Here is a 20,638-nt window from a genome sequence, read left to right as displayed (position 1 = left end):
GAATTACTTCTAACTGCTTTTTGTTAGTAGTTTTAAATCATTAATCTAAATTATAGACGATTTTAAAGTCAAAGTCTTTATAGTGAGTTTTTTTGAACTTTTTAGCTAATTTGGGGCTGCGATACCAATGAACGTCTTCACTTTCAAAAGTGTCTCCATGTGCGATAGCATATCCCAAAACCGAATTTCCTTTTAACTTGGCTACACTGTAGTATTCGCCTGTTGAGTCTGGTTGCATGGTTATCCTGTTTATGCCGTACCACGTATGACCTTTAACTTTTGTGGTTTCAGAACGATAAATCCAATTTCTATTCTTTTTACTAGATTCAGGAAAAACTTTAGGTTGTTTGTGTAAGTAGCGTATGTGTTTGCCCTTTGTATCGTAAGTGATTTCCTTATTTTTAGTAAAAGTCTTTTTCAAGATTTTCTTCTTATTGAAATAAGCGTACCAGGTTCCACGCATCTTTTTGGGAAAAGTGGTTGTATTGGTTTTTGCTTGCACAGTACTTACAGAATTATGCGCTATACCAAAACCGGCAACCACACTAATTAGTGCTAATAATGTAATGATTTTTTTCTTAAATTTCATTTTTACCTCCCAATTATTACTACTACTGTCCATTATATACTGCCCATTAATAATAAAAAATAGTACTGATATTTTTAGCTTTGACCAGCTCATTTATGTGCGCAATGGATCATTCTGTTAGTAAGTTGAATATAGATTTAGGCAAACAAGCAAAAATTTATATACTATAAATTAAGTATTTTTTAAGAAAATTAACTCCTGCTTTGTGCTAAAACAGATATAAGTCCAGTACGTGATGCTAGAAAAATAGTCAAAATAATTTTTTATGCAGGAGAAAATAATAATGAAAAATATTCAAAGACTAACTATGGTGTTAGCAATTGTTTTGTGGCTTGTCGTGATTGGCATTTTTGTAGTAGCCATCACTAAGAATCAATTATGGAGTATGGGACCGATTATTACATATAACAGACCGCGAAATGCCCTTGGCTGGTTGATTGTAGCAGCTATTGCAGCATCAGCCGTCAGTGCAATTCTTAAGTTAACGCAAGATAAATAAAATTAAAAAAGATTATGGCATCATTAAATAAGGTCAAATTATATATGTAGTTACTAATAGTCTTTTTAAAAATCTTGCACACATTTCTAAAAAAGTGCCACTGCAAGTAATAAATATAACAGAAAATATACAAGAGAAAATACCTGACAAGATTTAAATATTGTCAGGCTTTTTTGATGAAAGACAAATACTAAAGTATAATTAACATTAACGTGAAAATTCAATTTAAAGCTTTTTAGATAATGATCAATCTAGAGAAAAAAGCTTACAAACTAAGGGAGGGTTAGAATATGAGTAACATAAAAGTTTTGGTAACAGGGAGAATGCCAGAAGCTGGTTTAACGGAGTTAAGAAAAAACTTTGCTGTGACCCGTAAACCAGAAAAAGAAGGTAGAGCTTGGGTTTTAGCACATCTATCTGAATATGAAGGTCTGATACTCATGGGGACACAGGCTGACCGTGAATTAATTGATGCCGGCACTAACTTGAAAATTATTTCTGCTAGTGGCGTTGGCTATGACAAAATAGACATTGACTATGCAAAGCAAAAAGGAATTGTTGTTGCCAATTGTCCTAAAAGCGTTCTTATTCCCACCGCTGAAATGACTTTTGCCCTAATTCTAGCAACTATGAGACGTTTGCATTTTTATGATAAAACCATTCGCGCTGAAAAATGGGTTGATGTTTCTAAACCGGAAAATATGGGGACGGGACTCCAGGGAAAAACGCTTGGTATTTACGGTATGGGGCGTATCGGCTCTGAAGTAGCCAAGTACGCTCAAGTCTTTGGCATGAAAGTTATCTACCATAACAGACATCAGCTAAGTTCTCAAGAAGAAGCAAAAAAGAATGTTCATTATGTCGATTTTGCTACTCTTGTTAAAACAGCAGATGTGATTACCCTGCACGCCCCGGCAACCCCTTCTACGACTGGCGTTTTCGATGCTCAAGTATTTAAGCAAATGAAAAAGACAGCTTATATTATCAATGTTGCTCGAGGTAAGCTGATTAAACAAAATGATTTAATTGCCGCATTGCAAAATGGGGACATTGCTGGAGCAGGTTTAGATGTTTATGAAACTGAACCTCAAGTACCACAAGCTTTATGCGAACTAGATAATGTAATTTTGTCACCTCATGCAGGTTCAGGAACACTGTCTGCCCGCACGAATATTGCTGCTGAGGCTTCACAAAATCTCATTTCATATTTACGGGATCATAAGCCATTAAACCAAGTTAATAAGTAATTTTTTAATTAGTAAAAATAATCATGAATAAAAACCAAGTTTTTGCTTGGCTTTTTTCTTTTACTGTAATAAAATATGAAGTTAACTACATGAAGCCAACTTCATATTGTTAAGAAGGTGAGATTATCAAAAATTTAGTTAAAGAAAATAGAAAAAAGCTGCACTTAACGCAGCGTGAACTTGCCGCTAAAGTGGGTGTCACTGAAAGAACGATTATCTCAGTAGAAAAAGGTAAATACAAACCCTCGCTCATCTTGGCATATAAACTAGCGCAAGTTTTTAGGACCGATATTGAAACCTTATTTTGTTTACAGGAATATATAGAAAATGAAGAAGAATAAGAAAAGAAAGATCAAATATTATTTCGCAGCATGCTTTTTTACATTTTTAGCACTTCTTGAGTTAGTGCTGATCAGTTTAGAGGCTCTGCAGCACCGCAGGCAAACCGATATACCGAAAAATATTATTTATGCAGTTTTTGCTATTAGTTTTGCTTTTTATCTTTATTATAAAGCCAAAACTGTGGGTACAGATAAAGATGATGAAGACGAGCGTGATGAGTTTATTGCAGTGAAAACCGATCACCAAATGTATAAAATAGCTAACTGGTTAATTTATATTCTGAGCCTGGTCTTTATAACTAGCGCAGCGTTCATGTATGAAGCTCAAGGCTTTACGACACTGGTCATAATATTGACAACCATTGCCGCTACTTTAAGCGTCTTATGGAACTTATTATTATTAATCGAAATAATTATAGGTATTACCAATGAACTTAGAAACTGATGAGGCATAAATACTGCTGAATAAAATCCGAGCGACCCTGTATTTTAGTATAAAATTTGTCCCACTTGCTTTCCTGATAGTGACCTCTTAGTTAAATAGTATTGTAATCACGGTTCTTCTCAAGTTTAATTAATTTATCATCTTTAATGAATGAAAAAATTATTAACAAAACTGAGGGAGAAAAATAATGATTTACCATAACTATTCACATTTAAAATTCTTTTGGCTCAATGTTTTCGGTTTGATATACAGTACTTTGAATATCTTTGCTGCTTATATGCTTAGCAATTTGATCAATATGGCAACTAAGAGACAATTTTCAGTCTTACCTTCTTTAGTAACGCAGATCATAGTAGCGTTGACTATAATATTAATTTCAGGCTTACTATTTAATTACTTAAAAACCGATGCAGTTAAGCAGATTAACACTAAGTTGAGATCTAAAGTGCTGAAAGGGATGCTGCTAAATAAAGAAGAAGATAGTGCTAATTTAGGTTTTTTAACCAACGACTTTAAGTTATTAGAAACTAATCGTTATGAAGCTGAAATTGAAATTCTGATCTATACTTATACCGTTATTTTGGCGCTGGGTTATGCTTTATATTTAAATTGGTTTGTTACCTTGATTTATTTCGTGGGCTCAGCAATCCCTACAATCGTGTCCAACTTTTTTCAAAAACCAATTCAAAAGGCTTCAGGTGATTGGACTAAGGCTAACGACAAGTATGTCAGCCAAACCAAAAATATTTTAGCTGGCACTGGAACTTTTAATTTATACGGCAAGCAAGACAATGCTGTTAAACAAAATAAGCGTGCGGTTGAACGTCTGGAAGAAAAACTGGCCAAAATGAATGTGCTGAATAATAATACTAATACCTACCTTAATATTATCGCGATTGCCAGTGCCTTTTTACTACCATTTGCTTTTGGGACATTATTGGTAGTCAATGGTCAAATAACATTAGGAGCATTATTTGCCATCACTCAGCTTTCTAACTCTTTTGTTAATCCTATCCTGCAAATTTTAAATGAACGAAACAATTTATCTACCACTAAGGGTATCGTTAACAAGATCAATCAGTTTATTGCTAAAGGTGAGCAAAAACCGCAAAACGGTGTTGCTACTGATGACTTTAAGCAATTAGAAGTGAAAAATCTGACTTTAAAACGGCAGGATAAAGAATTAGCTAGTCAAATTAATTTTGCAGTTGCAAAAGGACAAAAGGTTGCGGTAATTGGACCATCTGGCTCTGGTAAATCCACCATGCTCCAATATTTAATGTATGGTGATTATGGTCAGGCACAAGAAGAGTTGCTTAATCAAAAGGCCGTTAAACCTGGTACTTTTACTAATTTGTTTGCATATTCAAGCCAAAGCGCGGTCATCTTTGCCGACTCATTGTGGTTTAATCTTACTTTGGGTGCAGACCTCCCCTTAGAAGAAGTTACGGAAGTTTGTGATCATTTAGAACTGGGACAGCTGGTTAAAGAAAAAGGTTTTGACTATCAATTAGGTGATAATGCGGACCAATTATCCGGTGGACAATTAGCACGAATTGAACTGGCAAGGGCTATCTTAGCCAAACGACCAATTTTATTACTGGACGAAGTCAATGCATCATTGGACAAGGCAACTTCTCAGGCAATTCATGACTACTTGTTTGCGTCTAACTTCACTTTCATTGAGGTTATTCACCATTATGAGCCAGCAGAGTTAAAGCGTTATGATGCTGTAATTGACTTTAATAATTATATTTAGTGTTTATATTTCATATAAAAAGCAGCTCGTTTATTGAAAAAGACGAACTGCAAAGGTTTTTATTCTATTAAATTTTTGATGATTAGGCTAATTGTCAATCAATTAGTTATAAAAGTCATTTTGATGTTAATTTAGCTAATTTTAAGTCAGTTTCAACTAATTTGGTAGCTAGATCTCTAAAAGTTTCTGCGGCCATTAGTTGGTCTTCAGCGTGAATTAATAACACAGAAAAGTTTATTTTTTCCGCTTCTTTACCTGTAATTAGTTTAAAATGGGCTTTATTTCCTTTCTTTAAAGAATTTGTTGCTTTTAGTAAGTATTTCTTTGCCTCATCTTCTTTTCCATCATTAGCATAATCTATTGCTTTCATACTATTCCCTTTAGACTCACCTGCAGCAGCAATTACTTCAAAAATATTTTGTTCAATATAGTTCATAGCTATACTCTCTCTTTGAAAATAAATTTTGTCCAGGGTTTTATGTAATCTATTAAGAAAAGCTCATTATCTGGAATATGACCAACTACATTTTGTAAATGATCAATATTCTTCATTTCCTGTAAAACAATTTTTAGTTCTGCCTTGTATTGTCCGAAATTGTTATTTCCTATTGTTATATCACCTCGGTGCAGAATATTTGGTGTATTGGTAGGAGGAATTGAAACTACATTTTGGTATTTTAACTTTACAAATGTAGAACGAATAGAATAACTGGTTATATCACCCCGACGAAAATGTAAGTTCTTTAAAACGATTTCTCGTTCTACATCACTTACTGAATTTTCAAAATTGATATCAAGGGTTATCAGATGATTATTTAAAGATGCCATTTGGCGCAATTCATCTTCTGATGCAAATGAATTGGAAATAATGATATCATCTATTAGCCCAGTTGCAATAAGGTGTTTAGCTTGAGTAACCAAATCTAAATCTCGGTGCTGTTCAAGTGTTGGTAAACCATCGTTGTACACTAGAGGACAATTCTTTGCAACTTGTGAAGAAACAAATGCAGCCGTTCGTAAACCAAGCTTCTTATATTTAGCTGAGCAATGTAGAAAGTAGTTAAGATCGAGTCCAGTATATCGTTGAGGATAAAAATTATGACAACCAATTATGCGATGAGTATTTGGCTGATAAGATAAAATATTACTGATCATATCTGTATCATTACTAATGTTTAATTCAATACTTAGATCAGAATTATCATAAGTCATAATTGATTCAACTAAGCCATCAAAATTTGAATCTAATCTGACGCCAGTAGCACCTAAGCTTTTGAAAAAGCTTAAATTAGTTTCAGAGATATTTAATGCCTTATAAGTCTGTGGGTTTACATCAAGAATTATTTCAAAACCTAGTTTACGTGCGTATTGTAAAATAGACTTAAATTGATCTAATTCTTCATCCTTTGGCCGATCGTTATATAAAAGACTTGAGAAAATCCTTTTATATCCTAATTGATTTGCAAGTTTAATATATGAAATTGTGTCATCGTATTTTTCTTTATTAGGATAAATTGAAATACCGTACATAATATTATTTATTCACACTCCTTTTATTAATTATCTGGTACAACTTGTTGCTTTTCGTCATTATTTTTGGCTTCTTCTTCTATTTTGACTTGACGTCTATCAAAAACTTTAAAAAATGGATACCAAATTACTATTGCAAGTGCTAAGCATGCAAATGACAAAACAATAGCTCGCCAATCAAATCCTGTTGCTAAATATGCACCAATTGGTGCTGGTAATACCCAAGGGGGAGCCGCAATTGGATAGTTTACCCAATGAAGTACACCCATGACAAACCATGCTAGAACACCATCAGCTAACGGTGCAGCTATGAATGGTATGGTAAAAATTGGATTAAACAAAACTGGGACTCCGTAGATGATTGGCTCAGCTATATTGAAGATTAAAGGTCCTAATGAAATACGACCTAAAGCTTTTGAAAATTCTGATTTACCAATAAAGGCCATTAAAATTGTTAGAGCTAAAACTGTTCCACATCCTCCAATCCAGACAAACCATTGAAAAAATTGTTCTGTCATAAAGTGGGGAATAGCTTTACCAACTTTTAAAGCTTGAATGTTTTGATCCAAATTGCCGTACCAATATGGAAATAGAATAGGTGTGGCAATAATCATCCCATGGATACCAAATTGCCAAACAATAGAAATAAGTAAAATTGGTACAATAACTGAAGCTAGATTATCTTTGCCAAACTGACCTATAGGAGAAAAGACCCAAGTCAGAGCAGTGTTGATATCGAAATTAAGTCCTACTTTAATGACCCATGAAGTAAGAATAATAACGATACCTGGGATTAACGAAATAAATGAATTAATTACAGCTGGTGGGACTCCTTTAGGTAATTTTATGACCCAGTTACGATCTACAAAGAAACGCATTACTTCAACAGAAAATAATCCCATTACAATTGCTGTAAATAATCCTGAAGCTCCGAATGAACTAACAGGTAAATAGTCTCCTGCTGCTAATTTTGTTGCTTTGGTCATAGTGTCAGTTATTGTTGTAGGCGTTACTGTTGCGATTAAAAAGCCTAACACACTGAGGACACCCGCTGACAGTCTGTCAACTTTTTTGTATTCGCCAGCTAAATAATAAGCAATAGCAAACGCAACATAAATTGACATAAAATTGACGGTGAAAGTTAAAGGAACTGACAGTTTAGTTGCAAATGGGGCAATAAACTTTTTCCAGCCATCTATAGGTATGCTAAGAATAAGAGTAAAAAATGATCCAATAACAACAACTGGAATAATTGTACTCATCCCATTTCGAATGGCATTTAAATGGCGTTGATTTGAAAGCTTGTTAAGACTATCAATAATTTTTTCTTTATTGAATTTCATTTTTATTACTCTCCTTTCTCTTTAAATTTTATGATATCATCAAGAAGCTCATTGGCATGAATAGGATTGTATAGGCTTCCTTTTATAAGTTTAAGTGGAATGTTTTTAGAATCTAAATATTCTTTTCGAATATAATCGGCTCTATAAGAAACTTGTGGGGCCAATAATACAAGATCATAATTTGCATTTTTAATATCGTCTTCAATGGCGTCAATGCTTGTTGCATCAACCTTAATATCATCTATATTTCTTTTCTTTGCGGCGTCTTCAATGTATTCTGCTAACTGTGAAGAACTCATTTTTCCGCCACATGAAAGTAAAACTCGCATAATTTCTCCTTTCTTATTTATTTGGAGATAATAGCACAAGCAATTCGTACTATTAAATTTCTTCCATAACGATTACCTTTAGCGTTTATAGTAAATATTCCTTCTTTTAGATCTTGCATAAAACTTAAAGGTTCATTATTGTCAATTAAATGAACCGATTCAATTTTATGGTATAAATTTGTAAAACTTCTTGGATTTGTGTTACTACCTGTTAAAATAACATTTTCATCTCCCACAACACCTAAATCGTGGAGAAAGAAATATAATTTGTTATTTTCTCTTAAGACAAAGTCTTTTTTATTACTTTTGCTTGTAATATTTGTTGGATTACCATAATAGTAGGCCACCTTGTTTTTAGAGATCCATATTCCAATGGCATGTAAATAATCTTTAAATATTTGAGGAATAGAACCACTGCCTGTCAAACCAATATTTAAAAGAAAATTTGATTTCAAATTTTTAGCTTGACAGATTTTTTCTATAATTTGAGCAACAGTTTTGTAGTTTAAATCATCTCTTGCCCAGCCCCAATGATCATTAATTGTCATGCTTGATTCTTTAGCAACATACTTGTCATTTTTATTTCCGACAGTATTATTATCGGCTACACTTTGCTCATAAGTCACAGCATCAATTTCAGGATTAATAAGTTTTCCTCTGTTTTCAAGTCCAGTGTTATTTATGATCATTGCATTTGGTTGATAAGTACGAATTATTTTATACAATTCATCCAGTTTCCAATTTGCATTAGGCTTTTCCCAATTACCATCAAACCAAAATCCTCCAATTTCACCGTAGTTTGTGCACAAAATTTTTATTGCTTGATTTAAATGCTTTAAATATTTGTCAAAATTATTCTCAAAATCTGCATCATGCCAATCATAAGTCGCCATATAAAGAAAAGGTTTAATATTTTCTTCATGGCAAGCAGTAGTAAATTCTCTGATAAGATCACGGTGAGCTGGTGAGTGCATAACATCAAAAGTGCTTAGTCCTTTAGTATCATATAAGTAAAAACCTTCATGATGTTTTGTTGTTAAAGTAATATATTTAGCACCCATTTCCTTTGCAGCTAGAACTAACTGTTTGGCAGAAAACTCTTCTGCAGTGAAATGACTGATTAATTTTTCATATTTTTTAGGAGGTATTTTATTTATTTCTTCAGTCCATTCTCCTTCCTCTAATAGCGAATATAATCCCCAATGGACAAACAAGCCGAGACTCATTTCTTCAAATTCTTGTATTCTTTTTTCTTTATACAATTAAATTTTCACCACCTTATTATTTATTAATATAATTGAACCGGTTCAATTACAAGTTAATAATAAAGCATATATCATAAATATGCAAGCGCTTTATCAAGAATAAGTGATCTTTCCAACTGAATCTCGCCAAACAAGTTTAGTTTTTAAATAATATTTTTTATATTTCTTATTTTTAGGGTTTTTAATTTTTTCTAAAAGGATTTTTCCGATTTTTTTCCCAATTTCGTGAACCGGCTGTGCTACTACGCTCAATTTAGGCTGAATAACATCTGAAAGATCATAGTCATCAAATCCAATAATTGATATGTCATCAGGAATTATTAAACCTTTTTCATGAATTGCTTGAATTGCCCCAATAGTCATATAATAATTTGTTATATATAAAGCTGTGATGTCTGGATTATTTTTGAGAAGCTTTTTAGTACAAAAGTAGCCATCTTTTTTGAAATAATTACCTTCTTCGATAAGTGACTCTTCATATATGTTATTTTCTCTCATGGCATCTATATAGCCACGAAGCCTTTCTATACTAATATATCTATTTTTGGTTCCGGCTATAATTCCTATCTTACGATGCCCTAATTGATAAAATTTTTGGACAACATTAAAAGAGGCGTTATAGTTGTCAACTAAAACAGCATCACAATTTATCCCACTAATTGGGGCATCAACTGCAACCAAAGGGATATTTTCTTCTTTTAACGCATCTAAAGCAGGTATAGAATGATCCAAATGAAAAACGACAATACCATCTACACTCCTAGAATCTAAAAAGGTTATCTTTTTTTCAAGATTTGTCATTTTATTGGCGTAATCGCAGAGGATTAAACTATAACCATTTTCTTCCAAATAATATTCTAATGGAGTAACAACAGAAGCAGCAAAGACATCGGTTAAATTATTAACAATGACACCAATAGTGTGACTTTTTTTGTTTTTTAAGCCCTTGGCAATATAGTTTTGTTTAAAATTTAGTTGCTTGATTGCTTTACTTACCTTAGTATTATTTTCCTTTTTTAAAGTATAACCGTTTAAGTATCGGGAAACTGTACCAACAGATACTCCAGCTATTTGTGCAACATCTCTAATTGTAGCCAACTATGTTTCCTCCAAAATTTGTATCCTGTTCAATTAGTGAATTTTGACTTTTAGATAATTAATTTAAGCATAGCATTTATAAGTAATAATTTACAAATGCTTAGCTAAACAAAGTTTTGAGTAAAAGGTACTATATATTTTAAAACAAAATTAACCTTTAAAAAAATAAAAAAGTTAAGTGTTGTCCTGAGCCCCAAAAGTTGGACAACTTTTGGAGCTTTTTTATGACTATATTATCTAAATGGAAAATTAAGGAAATACCAATGTTAACTATTGCCAGGACGGAATATCAAGTTCACGGCTTTAGATTATATTTTTAAGACTTGGGCAAACTACAAAGACTTACATTTAATTACTATTACACTAACTCTCAACCTGCTAAACGGGATAAGCAACTAGAGCTAACCACTAGAATTAAAAAGAGACTAAAAGGCATGACCCTGAAAGAATATCGGGCTCATGCCTTAAAGAAATAATATTAATTTTTTGTCCAAGTTTTTGGACTTATTATAAAACTGAGCTTTTTTGTATGTATATAAAATCATTAACTGAACTTTTTGGCAGCATCTTTATTAAATTTCTTCGATAAGTAAACCACAGCGGAAATTGAAAATTAATTCAATAAACAAAAAGATTAAAAAGATAATAATTGCTGAAACGTTTTGTGAAAAAGGAACATAGTTTTTAATCATTGGCGGAATTAATAATAAAGCAGCAATCATAACAGCTATTAAGCCTGCTGATTTTGGATTCGGAATAACTTTATAATGAGCGTCAGTATTATTAATAATCATTTTGGCTGAGCGATTTAGTAGGCCTTGAGTTAGTTGCAGCGAGTCCCCTTTTTTTAAATTTAATTTTAAAGCATAGCCAGCCGCAATACCTCCTACTCTTAAACCGTTAACTATTACAGTTGTGGGTTTGCCCATTGAAATATTACTTTTTGATCGTTGAACTGTAATCATACCGTTACACTTTCTTTAATAATAGATGTTTAAGATTAGCTTATTAATAAAACAGGTTAATGTCAATCTTGTTTACTAAAAAAAATTGTGTTTACAAAACAAAATATATAAACTATAATTTTGGTGTAAGTAAATGTAAGCGATAACAAGAAGGAGGTAATGAATTGTGCAGTTAGTTAATGTGAGAGTTGATAGCCGTTTGATTCATGGTCAAGTGGCTCGTGTATGGACTGGGCAATTAGGTGCAGAACGCTTAATGGTCGTTGGCGATAAAGTATCTAAGGATGACTTGGAAAAAACAGCTTTAAAATTAGCTCGTCCCACTCAAGCAGCTTTAAGTATTTTGCCACCAGATCGTGCAAGTAACAATATTGTTCAAGGACGCTATGCTGACCAAAAAATATTTATTATTACTCGTGAACCAGAGGCTCTGGTTAAGATGGTCGATGCAGGTGTACCAATTAAAGAAGTTAATGTTGGTAACTTGCCAAGTGGTGAAGGCAGACTGCAATTGTTCAAGAGCGTGGGAGTTAATGACGAAGAAATAAAGGCTTTTAAGGAACTTGATGCTCGGGGAGTAAAGCTTTATCACCAGATGGTGCCAAACGATCCTAGAGAAGACTTTATGTCTGAATTAAATAAACGGATGGAGAAATAATAATGAATTCATTGAGTGTAGTTCAAATAATTTTGCTGTCTTTGTTTGCTTTCTTCCAAATCAATGAAATTATCACAGTTGGTATTGGTTTTGGTAACCCAGTTAACGCTGGATTAATTGCAGGACTAATTGTTGGTGATATGAAATTAGGTTTGGCCGTAGGAGCAACATTGCAGTTAATGATATTAGGTGTCGGTACCTTTGGTGGTGCTTCGATTCCTGATTATGCCACCGGAGCAATCATAGGTACTGCAATTGCGCATATTTCAGGAAAAGGCATTAACTATGGTATTGGTGTTGCTATTCCAGTGGGTCTATTGATGGTGCAACTTGATATTTTGGCTCGTTTTGCTAATACCTATTTTGCACACAGAATAGATAAGGCAATCGATCGTAACGATGATAAAGCTGTTGTACGAAATAGTCTTTACGGGGCTATTCCGTGGGGGCTTTCAAGATCGGTTCCTGTACTGTTAGTGTTGATTTTTGGTGAAGCATTTGTCAAAAATGTACTGAACTATATGCCACAGTGGCTAATGGGTGGATTAAAATCTGCCGGAACTATGTTACCAGCAGTTGGTATTGCTATCTTAATGCATTACTTGCCTATTAAGAAATTTGGTGCATACATGATTTTTGGCTTTGTAGCCGCTGCTTATTTAAACGTACCGATGCTTGGTGTTGCACTTGTCGGAGTCGGCTTTGCCATTAATCATTATAATTCTATCATTCATGACAAAAACCAGTCTGGTAGCGGTAGCAATGGCTTAGATACAGAAAAAGCTGCTGAAATGGGTGTTGATGATAAAGGAGTAATTACCGGTGATGAAGAATAATACTACTAAAAAAACTACGACAACACAGAGTCATAAGTTAACTAAAAAAGATATTCGTAGCGCTAACTTACGCTGGATTTTTACCTCCGCACTAAGCTGGAACTACGAAACTATGATGGCTCCAGGCTATGTTGGTTCACAAATGCCAATTTTACGTAAGTTATATGGTGATAAGCCTGAAGATATGAAGAAAATGATGCGTGTGCAGTCTGAGTACTTTAATACCAGTCCGCATATGGGCTCCATTATCCAAGGTGTCGACATTGCTCTGGAGGAAAAAGAGGGAATTGATTCAGTTGATGGTGTAAGAGGTATTAAAACTGGACTTATGGGACCATTTGCTGCTGTAGGTGACACCTTATTAGGTACCGTTCAATCCACTATTTTTGGTGCGATTGCATCATACATGGCTCTTAAAGGCAACCCGTTTGGTGCTATTTTATGGATGGTTGCATTAGGCGTTATCTACATTTGGGCTTATACTTGGATGCCATTTGCCTATAAACAAGGGGTCAACCTGGTTACTTCAATGAGCTCTAAGCTTAACGCATTGACTGATTCAGCAACCCTGCTAGGAGTGACGGTTGTAGGAGCTTTGATTCCAACTGTTATTACTTTAAAAATCCCGTTTATCTTTAGAGCTGGAAAAGTTTCGATGAAGCTGCAGGATATTTTTAATCAAATTATGCCATCCCTACTGCCAGTTTTACTAGTTGCCTTTATTTATTGGCTGCTTGATCGTAAACATATGAACTCTACTAGAGCAACTTGGTTTGTTCTAATATTGGCTATTATTTTATTCAATTTAAAAGTTGTTGCATAAAACATAGAAATTTAAAAATAATCAGATTATCTGCTGAAAAAAGCCTGTTGCAAAATTAAGCGGGTAAATTGAGAAAACGCGGATGTATTGACAATAATGATACAACCGTATTTTCTTTGATTTACAAAAAATATTTGATAGCATAATTGCAAAAATGCTGTAATAGCAGATTGTGTTTAGATTATCAGGTTCTAAAGTTTATATTTTTAAAACGAATTTTAATAGCACCTGTTATAATAACCAAATATGAAAGATGAGAAAATAAAATGGCTAATATCAGACAGGTAGCTCAGTTAGCAGGTGTTTCGGCTGGTACAGTTTCACGAATTTTAAATAATGACACTTCCCTAAGTGTAACTGATCAAACGCGTTTAAAAGTTTTGGCAGCTACTAAAAAGTTAAATTATCATACAAAAAATAAAAGTAAAAAGAGTCCCGTCATTGGCGTGCTGACAACTATGAATTTAGACCAAGTAGCAGAATATACGTATTATCAGCAAGTAAAGCAGGGGATTATTGAAGAACTTAAAAAAGAGAAAATGACGTTAAGTTCGATCTACTATTTGAATAAATCTTTGGATAATTCATTTTGGGACGGACTATATTATTGGGACGGCGTGATTGTTATCGGTAGTCTGTCCGAATCTGCCATTACTGAATTAAAAAAATTGAACTCTAATATTGTAATTATTGAGGCAAGATATAAAAATAATTCCGTAAAACTAGTCAATGCTAATTTAACTGCCGGGGTAAAAGAAGCTTTAGCACAACTTGAAAAGTTTGCCCAAACTAATATCGTATATGTTGGCGGTCCGCGTTATATGACTAACTTGCAAGGAGAAAAGACTCTGGCAAAAGGTGAAGTTCGCTTAAATTGTTACCGAGAGTGGATGAAGCTGCATGATCAGGATGAATGCTCAATCAGTACTTCTGGTTGGAGTATTGAAGATGGCGTTCAAGCAGGTAAACAAATTGTCCAATTACCTATTTTTCCTAAGGGAATTTTGGCTGGAAATGACCAAATAGCAATTGGAATAATGAGAGAATTGTACACAAAAGGTTTTCGTGCTCCAACAGATTATCATATTATTGGATTCGATAATATTCAGATGTCTAAATATTACATTCCAAGACTATCATCAGTTTCAGTTGCAGAAAAGGACCTAGGTACAACTGCTGTCCATTTAATTAGAGAAGATATATTAGAGAATAAGGCGCGTGCTGCTACTACGCTACTGGAAGTTAAACTAATTTTGCGAGAAAGTACTGGTAATTAGTTTGGGAGGAAAAAATGGAAAATTATTATCCTAAGCAGTTAAGTGGAGATCAAACGAAGATTTTACTCACAAACCCTGATCGCGGTTTTCGCTTTGAAGTTTATTTGGATGTAAAAACGGGTAAGAGCATATATGAATATGCGGATGAAGATGCTATTGCTGCGTTAAAAAGAGAAGCATCACTGTATACAGACGATCAGCCACAAATAGTACAAGTCTATTTTTACTTAACAGGTTACCAGCATGATCCACTGGATGCACAAGCTTTTAACCATATGAGTGCATTTTTTGAGGAACTGGCTAAATTAAATTTAAAAGCATTGCTTCGTTTTGCTTATATTTCTGAAGATAAAAGGCCTTATAGACAGGCTCCTAGTGTGCAGAGAGTAGAGCAGCACTTGGAACAGTTATCTGGCTGGCTCTACGAACATCGCAAGCAAATTCATGCCTTACAGGCAGGCATTATTGGACCTTGGGGAGAATGGTCTGCCCATGCTCGTGAAACAACTGATGAATCAGCAATTTTACATAGTTTGTTGTTAAATTCTCCTCAAGATCTAACTGTACAAGTACGTTATTTAAATATAAAAAATCGTAATATAGGTGTTGCTGAAAAAGAGAATGAACAACGAATTGGTTTTCACGATGACTTTTTAATAGGTATTGGACATGAGTGGAATACAGCGGGTAAAAATCATGATTCGAATGAGTATCAACAATTAATAAGGGATTCAAAAACGACAATCGTTGATGGCGAAAGTATCTGGTTATTTGCCAATCCTATGTATTTAAAAACTAAATACGTAGATCCTGAATTGACCACACAAAGAATGGTTGAAAATCATTTTACTACCTTAAGTATTGCGCATAATTACCATGAGATAAAAACTAATTCATATTATAATGTGACCTTAGAAAATGAATTAAAAAGAACTGGCAAACCAGAGGGGCTTAAATTTCCTCAAATGGGCTCATTTGAATATTGGAAGCATGTTCCTGTTACGCCTGATTTATTAGATAAAAAGCATTGGCCGTATCAAAAATCATGGTTTTTGGATCAAAAGAATCAGACAATTGAACGTAATTATTTTGAATATTTGCGTGATTATTTAGGCTACCGTTTAGAAGTTAAACAAATTAGTTATAACTCCACTTTAAATGCTGCCGTTTATCTCACACTGAAGAATACCGGCTTCGCCGCTCCTCTGGCTTTGAAACAAATAGAGTTATTTGCTGTAGATCAACAGCAGAATATTATTGGTAAGGCTTTCGTTGAAAAAAGTGCTTTACAAACTAACCGAGAAATAAATACGGTTATCCCGTTAATAAAACATAATCAACCTGATAAAGTCGGAGTTAGGTTGCAGGCTACTAATAACAGCACAGCACGTCTTGCCAATGTTTGTCAGTGGGCAGATGGTATTAATTGGTTTAAATTGTAACTGGGGAATAACTCATGAAAAAAATATTTAAAAAGCTAACTTTAATAACTGCATTTTTAGGGTTACTTTTATTTCAAAATCAGCAAAATTTGTGTTCAGTTAAGGCTGCAACTATTTCTGAATATGACGAAAAGCCTCTAACAGAGCAGCAAAATCAAGAAATGGCTAACAATAGCGATCGTGGCTTTCGCTTAGAGTTAAATTTAAATGTTAAAACCGGCATGGGACTATGGGGTAATGCGGATAAAACAGGAATAGCGCAAATGCAAAATGCGATAGCTACATTTGCTGATGATAATCCGCGACTTGCACAAGTATACTTTTATCTGACTGATTATAAAGATAAGCCACTAGATCAAACTGCCTTTAATAATATGGATCAATATTTCCAAAAGTTGAAGCAAAACCATTTACAGGCTGTATTACGTTTTGCCTATATTTGGGATGATGCTCATCCCAAATCTCAGGAACCTACAACTGAGCAAGTGGTTGCACATATTAAGCAACTAGCTCCCTGGATTGCTCAGCATCGTGATCAAATAGCTAATTTACAAGCTGGATTTATTGGAGCTTGGGGAGAATGGGACAGCGGAGCCCGTAGCCGTATGAATGAAAAAGCAATTCTGCAGGCATTATTAGCCAATACTCCTAAAGATTTATTTATCCAAGTCAGATATTACAATATCAAGTCACAAAATGTTGATCCCCAGAGTTCTGACTGGCAAAGAGTTGGATTTCATGATGATTACTTGATTGGTCGCCCTCATGTGTGGAATACTGCAGGTGCAGATCCTAATTCTGCTGAATGGAAGGCGATGGCAGAACAATCTCAGACTGTACCGGTTGACGGTGAAATGATTTGGGGCTCTGCCAATGCATCAGACAATAACGGTCAATTAATTTCTGCACCACTGATTGCTCACCGTCTTGCAGTTCATCATTTTACTTCATTGAGTATAGCTCATAATTACAAAGAAGATGGCAAAGACTATTCTTTGAGTGCTTGGAAACGGCAACTAGTAACGCCTTCACTTTTAGACCAATATAAATTACCATATCAAAAATCATGGTTTAAAGATACTAATGATAATGAAATAAGTCGTTCTTGGTATGAATATATTAGGGATTATCTGGGTTACCGTTTAGCAGTTAAAGATATTAGCTATCAAGCAGATGGGCAGAATATTGACTATCAAGTTAATTTAACTAATTATGGCCTGGCTGCTCCAGTTTTAATTAATAACGCAGAACTGGTATTACTGGATGAATCTAAAAATGTAGTGGCTGCTAAGGACGTAACTGATATTGCTCATTTGCAGTCTTTGCAAATTTTACCAATCAAATGGCAGATAGATAAAACCTTAGTCAGTCAGGCAAAATATTTAGCCTTTAAATTTACTGGTTACAGTAATACGGGAAACCGCCTGGCAAACAATATAGCTTTTGATGATGGGTATAATTATTTGCTGACGCTTAAATAAATAGTTGTAAAAAGACAAAAACCAATAAATTACGCTTTAAACGATGATTTATCGGTTTTTTTATTTATGATAAAAATTAAAGGCTAAATTCACCTGTTTTCTTAATTCCAATTATCATAGATGCAATTGTGCTGAGTTCATTGCAAATATTATAGTGTTTATAAATATATTGTAATAAATTAGCTTTATTTTAAAAAATAAGCAAACTATATAATTGAAAATATATTTGCAACATAATGAAGTCTTTATTTTTAGCTATAATAGAGCTAAATAAAATATGATAAAATCATTGTTAATTACTTTTCATTTTTAGTAAATCAGGTAGGCATTTCCATGAAGAGAACTTATTTTAAGGCAAATTTTACTATTGCACGCAAATCAAAGAAAAATATTCTGTTAATGGGCGCTTTGGTTTTATTCATGGTTCTCTTTGTACTAGTGGTTGAAGCTCAAAACTTGGGAGATAACTACCGTCAGTGGCGCTCATACTATGATTCTCTTGAGGTTAATATCAGTTATTTTGACAGCAGTTTATTACGCAAACAAGAATATAAAGAGACTTATGACAATTTAAATGCCCAGGAAGGTTGTATTTTCAGTTTACAAAATGGGGAAGTTTTAAGTGATCCACAAACTTATTTAGACGGATCGATCACTTTATTTCAAACCATGTTAGATGGCTACCATAATAATTATTTGGGAGCCAGTACATTGAACGTTCCACCCAAGTATCAATTGCATCAAAGATTAGTTACGTATAAATATCTTTATCATCATCGTATACCTGCAGTTATGAATTCAAAGGCATCAGCAACTTATTTAATCTATATTCTCAATTTTGTGGCTATTTTTATTTTCTTTTATATTTTGCTTATTTCTAATGATGTGTGGATGGTTAAGTTGGATCATGATACGGTTTTACGCAATATCCCTTATCGTGTAGAAGATGAGGTTAAAGGCAAAACCATGATCAATTTGGCTTTAACCTTGGGCCCTTTACTTATTGGATTAGTTGGTGCGTATCTTTTTGCTGGCTTACGAAATGGCTTTCGCAGTTTAAATTACCCTAACGTTTTTTACTTTAATAAAATAATAGCAATCCCAGTCTGGTTGGATTGTTTGCTCTTTTTACTTTATACCGCAGTATTGGTAGTATTTGTGACCAGTTTAACTTTACTTCTTAACCAGTTGACTAAAAATGTATATCTCACTACCTTTATTGGTATTGCTCTATATGTATTAACGTATTTGCCTGCCAAAATGCTTAAATTTATTGTTTGGCTGCCATCTGCATATTTAAATGTTAATGATGTGCTTAATGGCACTGTGGCAAGTAAAACAGGATTTGCAGGGCTAAACTTAGTCACCAGCGGCTGTATCCTATTAGTTTGGTCATTTATTTTGATCATCTGGTTCAGATACCTGGTTAATAAAGGAGGTATTGCACGATGAAATGGCGTTATTTCCTCTTTCAGTTGAAGGCTTTTTTGATTAATCCCAAAAATATTGGATTGTTTATTGCCACTGTGATTATGTCTTTATATTTTAGTCTGGTCAGTGTGCCTAACCGCCAGGTAATTGAACAGGTCGATGCCAAACCTATCGGAAAGGAATATATTGACGATACGGCCTTTTTAAAAGTGGCGAGGCAAGAGATTGCTTATTCCAAGAAGCCAGGTTATGATTATATTCCTAGCAAAGGGGCAGTGGACGCTGTCAGTACTTACCCACAGGTCTTATCTTATGATAAAAAAATATTGCTTGCTATAAAGAAAAAAGCCTGGGATGCTTATGCTAAATACGCCAGTGCTCGTTATCAATATATTGACGAGTTAATCTTTGTAGAAGGTAACCAAAACTTTTTGTATCCAGCTGCGTACAATCAAAATGATAATTTTAAGCAGGATGGTCATTTTGGCTATCAACGGACGTATCACTTGTATAACGCACTTTTAGCCGGTAAAAAGGATAAGCAAACAGAGCTGAATAAAAATATTTTGGAAGAACGCACAGCCTTACAAGTAATTCAAAACTCACTTTCTGGCTGGACAGTCTTAATCATGGTAGTGATAGTTTGTTTCTTTGCTGCAGACATTGTGACTAATGACAGGAAATATTATACGGTCTTGGAAAATATTCCTTTAAGTAAACGTACCATTTTATGGTTGAAAACTGGAGTTGTTGAAGTAGGGGTTTTGCTTGACTTTGTAGTAGCTGGGATAATTGCTCTTCTTTGTATAGCACCTAGATATGGTTTGGGATCATTAAGACTAAATACTGTTGATTATTTAGGCAAAATAAACTTCAAAGCAACCTTTAGGACTGAAACACTAGGTATGTATTATTTGCAGTTTATCATTTTTGCAATCATTATTTCGTTTATCTTTATCAGGTTAACAATTCTGCTATCAATCGTTTTGCGTAACGAATATGTTGCCGGCATGCTTAGCAGTTTGTTTGCTATCAGTGCGAAGATGCTTTACTTCTCGTTGGGCATGGGCTTTGTTTACCCGTTTTTGGAAAAATGGCCTATGACTTACTTTTCTATCGGTGACAGTATTACCGGCAACTTGGCTTATTTGATGGATGCACCCGGATGGGGCTTTACTGCTGGCTTAGGACCACTCATTTGTCTGGCACTTGTCATTGAAATTTTACTGTTTTTGTTCACGCAAATTAAAAGCATCCCTTTAGTTAGACGAGGTGATTAA

The 20,638-nt window shown here is 34.0% G+C and carries 21 protein-coding genes; 13 read left to right on the top strand and 8 right to left on the bottom strand.

Annotated elements, in window-relative coordinates; genetic code table 11:
* Positions 1 to 40: 40 nt before the first annotated feature.
* On the bottom strand, positions 41 to 589 hold the full coding sequence (locus LDM92_RS04685) for a hypothetical protein (protein ID WP_223902246.1): 549 nt from the start codon (positions 587 to 589) through the stop codon (positions 41 to 43).
* 283 nt (positions 590 to 872) lie between these two features.
* Here LDM92_RS04685 and LDM92_RS04680 point away from each other — a divergent pair, with 283 nt between their 5' ends.
* The 5 genes from LDM92_RS04680 to LDM92_RS04660 all read left to right on the top strand — a co-directional run bounded on the left by LDM92_RS04680 (position 873) and on the right by LDM92_RS04660 (position 4,880).
* The gene (locus LDM92_RS04680) at positions 873 to 1,088 is read left to right on the top strand and encodes a hypothetical protein (protein ID WP_223902245.1); all 216 of its coding nucleotides are present in this window, start codon (positions 873 to 875) and stop codon (positions 1,086 to 1,088) included.
* A 290-nt stretch (positions 1,089 to 1,378) separates the two neighbouring features.
* Positions 1,379 to 2,335 (top strand): NAD(P)-dependent oxidoreductase, encoded by a 957-nt coding sequence (locus LDM92_RS04675; RefSeq protein ID WP_223902244.1) that lies wholly within the window; start codon positions 1,379 to 1,381, stop codon positions 2,333 to 2,335.
* A 122-nt stretch (positions 2,336 to 2,457) separates the two neighbouring features.
* Positions 2,458 to 2,676: a helix-turn-helix transcriptional regulator gene (locus tag LDM92_RS04670; protein WP_309294911.1), complete on the top strand. Its 219-nt coding sequence runs from the start codon at positions 2,458 to 2,460 to the stop codon at positions 2,674 to 2,676.
* Positions 2,663 to 3,121 (top strand): hypothetical protein, encoded by a 459-nt coding sequence (locus LDM92_RS04665; RefSeq protein WP_223902243.1) that lies wholly within the window; start codon positions 2,663 to 2,665, stop codon positions 3,119 to 3,121. The genes LDM92_RS04670 and LDM92_RS04665 overlap by 14 nt, the downstream gene beginning before the upstream one ends.
* A 187-nt stretch (positions 3,122 to 3,308) precedes the next feature.
* Positions 3,309 to 4,880 (top strand): ATP-binding cassette domain-containing protein, encoded by a 1,572-nt coding sequence (locus LDM92_RS04660; protein ID WP_223902242.1) that lies wholly within the window; start codon positions 3,309 to 3,311, stop codon positions 4,878 to 4,880.
* Between the two features lie 115 nt (positions 4,881 to 4,995).
* Here LDM92_RS04660 and LDM92_RS04655 read toward each other — a convergent pair whose 3' ends face one another.
* The 7 genes from LDM92_RS04655 to LDM92_RS04625 form a co-directional block, all read right to left on the bottom strand.
* Positions 4,996 to 5,316 (bottom strand): PTS sugar transporter subunit IIA, encoded by a 321-nt coding sequence (locus LDM92_RS04655; RefSeq protein WP_223902241.1) that lies wholly within the window; start codon positions 5,314 to 5,316, stop codon positions 4,996 to 4,998.
* Between the two features lie 2 nt (positions 5,317 to 5,318).
* Positions 5,319 to 6,410, bottom strand: a complete 1,092-nt coding sequence (locus LDM92_RS04650) for a DUF871 domain-containing protein (RefSeq protein ID WP_223902240.1) — start codon at positions 6,408 to 6,410, stop codon at positions 5,319 to 5,321.
* Between the two features lie 26 nt (positions 6,411 to 6,436).
* Positions 6,437 to 7,753 (bottom strand): PTS sugar transporter subunit IIC, encoded by a 1,317-nt coding sequence (locus tag LDM92_RS04645; RefSeq protein ID WP_223902239.1) that lies wholly within the window; start codon positions 7,751 to 7,753, stop codon positions 6,437 to 6,439.
* 5 nt (positions 7,754 to 7,758) lie between these two features.
* Positions 7,759 to 8,082 carry a PTS sugar transporter subunit IIB gene (locus LDM92_RS04640; RefSeq protein WP_223902238.1) on the bottom strand — a complete coding sequence of 108 codons (324 nt, stop codon included), beginning with the start codon at positions 8,080 to 8,082 and terminating at the stop codon, positions 7,759 to 7,761.
* Between the two features lie 17 nt (positions 8,083 to 8,099).
* Complete coding sequence (locus LDM92_RS04635; protein ID WP_223902237.1) at positions 8,100 to 9,344, bottom strand: alpha-L-fucosidase; 1,245 nt, start codon at positions 9,342 to 9,344, stop codon at positions 8,100 to 8,102.
* 96 nt (positions 9,345 to 9,440) lie between these two features.
* Positions 9,441 to 10,445 carry a LacI family DNA-binding transcriptional regulator gene (locus LDM92_RS04630; protein WP_223902236.1) on the bottom strand — a complete coding sequence of 335 codons (1,005 nt, stop codon included), beginning with the start codon at positions 10,443 to 10,445 and terminating at the stop codon, positions 9,441 to 9,443.
* Positions 10,446 to 11,017: 572 nt separating this feature from the next.
* Complete coding sequence (locus tag LDM92_RS04625) at positions 11,018 to 11,410, bottom strand: hypothetical protein (protein ID WP_223902235.1); 393 nt, start codon at positions 11,408 to 11,410, stop codon at positions 11,018 to 11,020.
* Positions 11,411 to 11,576: 166 nt separating this feature from the next.
* On the opposite strand from LDM92_RS04625, the gene LDM92_RS04620 reads away from it, so the two are divergent.
* From LDM92_RS04620 to LDM92_RS04585, 8 genes are all read left to right on the top strand, one after another.
* Entirely contained in the window at positions 11,577 to 12,068 is a 492-nt protein-coding gene (locus LDM92_RS04620) for a PTS sugar transporter subunit IIB (RefSeq protein WP_045927284.1), read from the top strand.
* 2 nt (positions 12,069 to 12,070) lie between these two features.
* On the top strand, positions 12,071 to 12,904 hold the full coding sequence (locus tag LDM92_RS04615) for a PTS mannose/fructose/sorbose/N-acetylgalactosamine transporter subunit IIC (protein ID WP_045927285.1): 834 nt from the start codon (positions 12,071 to 12,073) through the stop codon (positions 12,902 to 12,904).
* Positions 12,894 to 13,727: a PTS system mannose/fructose/sorbose family transporter subunit IID gene (locus LDM92_RS04610; RefSeq protein WP_223902396.1), complete on the top strand. Its 834-nt coding sequence runs from the start codon at positions 12,894 to 12,896 to the stop codon at positions 13,725 to 13,727. The genes LDM92_RS04615 and LDM92_RS04610 overlap by 11 nt, the downstream gene beginning before the upstream one ends.
* A gap of 266 nt (positions 13,728 to 13,993) precedes the next feature.
* The gene (locus LDM92_RS04605) at positions 13,994 to 15,004 is read left to right on the top strand and encodes a LacI family DNA-binding transcriptional regulator (RefSeq protein WP_223902234.1); all 1,011 of its coding nucleotides are present in this window, start codon (positions 13,994 to 13,996) and stop codon (positions 15,002 to 15,004) included.
* Between the two features lie 14 nt (positions 15,005 to 15,018).
* Complete coding sequence (locus LDM92_RS04600; RefSeq protein ID WP_223902233.1) at positions 15,019 to 16,446, top strand: DUF4874 domain-containing protein; 1,428 nt, start codon at positions 15,019 to 15,021, stop codon at positions 16,444 to 16,446.
* 14 nt (positions 16,447 to 16,460) lie between these two features.
* On the top strand, positions 16,461 to 17,927 hold the full coding sequence (locus LDM92_RS04595) for a DUF4874 domain-containing protein (RefSeq protein WP_223902232.1): 1,467 nt from the start codon (positions 16,461 to 16,463) through the stop codon (positions 17,925 to 17,927).
* Between the two features lie 333 nt (positions 17,928 to 18,260).
* Entirely contained in the window at positions 18,261 to 19,379 is a 1,119-nt protein-coding gene (locus LDM92_RS04590) for an ABC transporter permease (protein ID WP_223902231.1), read from the top strand.
* Positions 19,376 to 20,638: a tellurium resistance protein TerC gene (locus tag LDM92_RS04585; protein WP_223902230.1), complete on the top strand. Its 1,263-nt coding sequence runs from the start codon at positions 19,376 to 19,378 to the stop codon at positions 20,636 to 20,638. Before LDM92_RS04590 ends, LDM92_RS04585 begins: the two co-directional genes overlap by 4 nt.

This window comes from Lactobacillus laiwuensis (genome assembly GCF_019972835.1).
Lineage (GTDB): Bacteria > Bacillota > Bacilli > Lactobacillales > Lactobacillaceae > Lactobacillus > Lactobacillus laiwuensis.
This window is presented reverse-complemented; position numbering and strand designations above follow the sequence as displayed.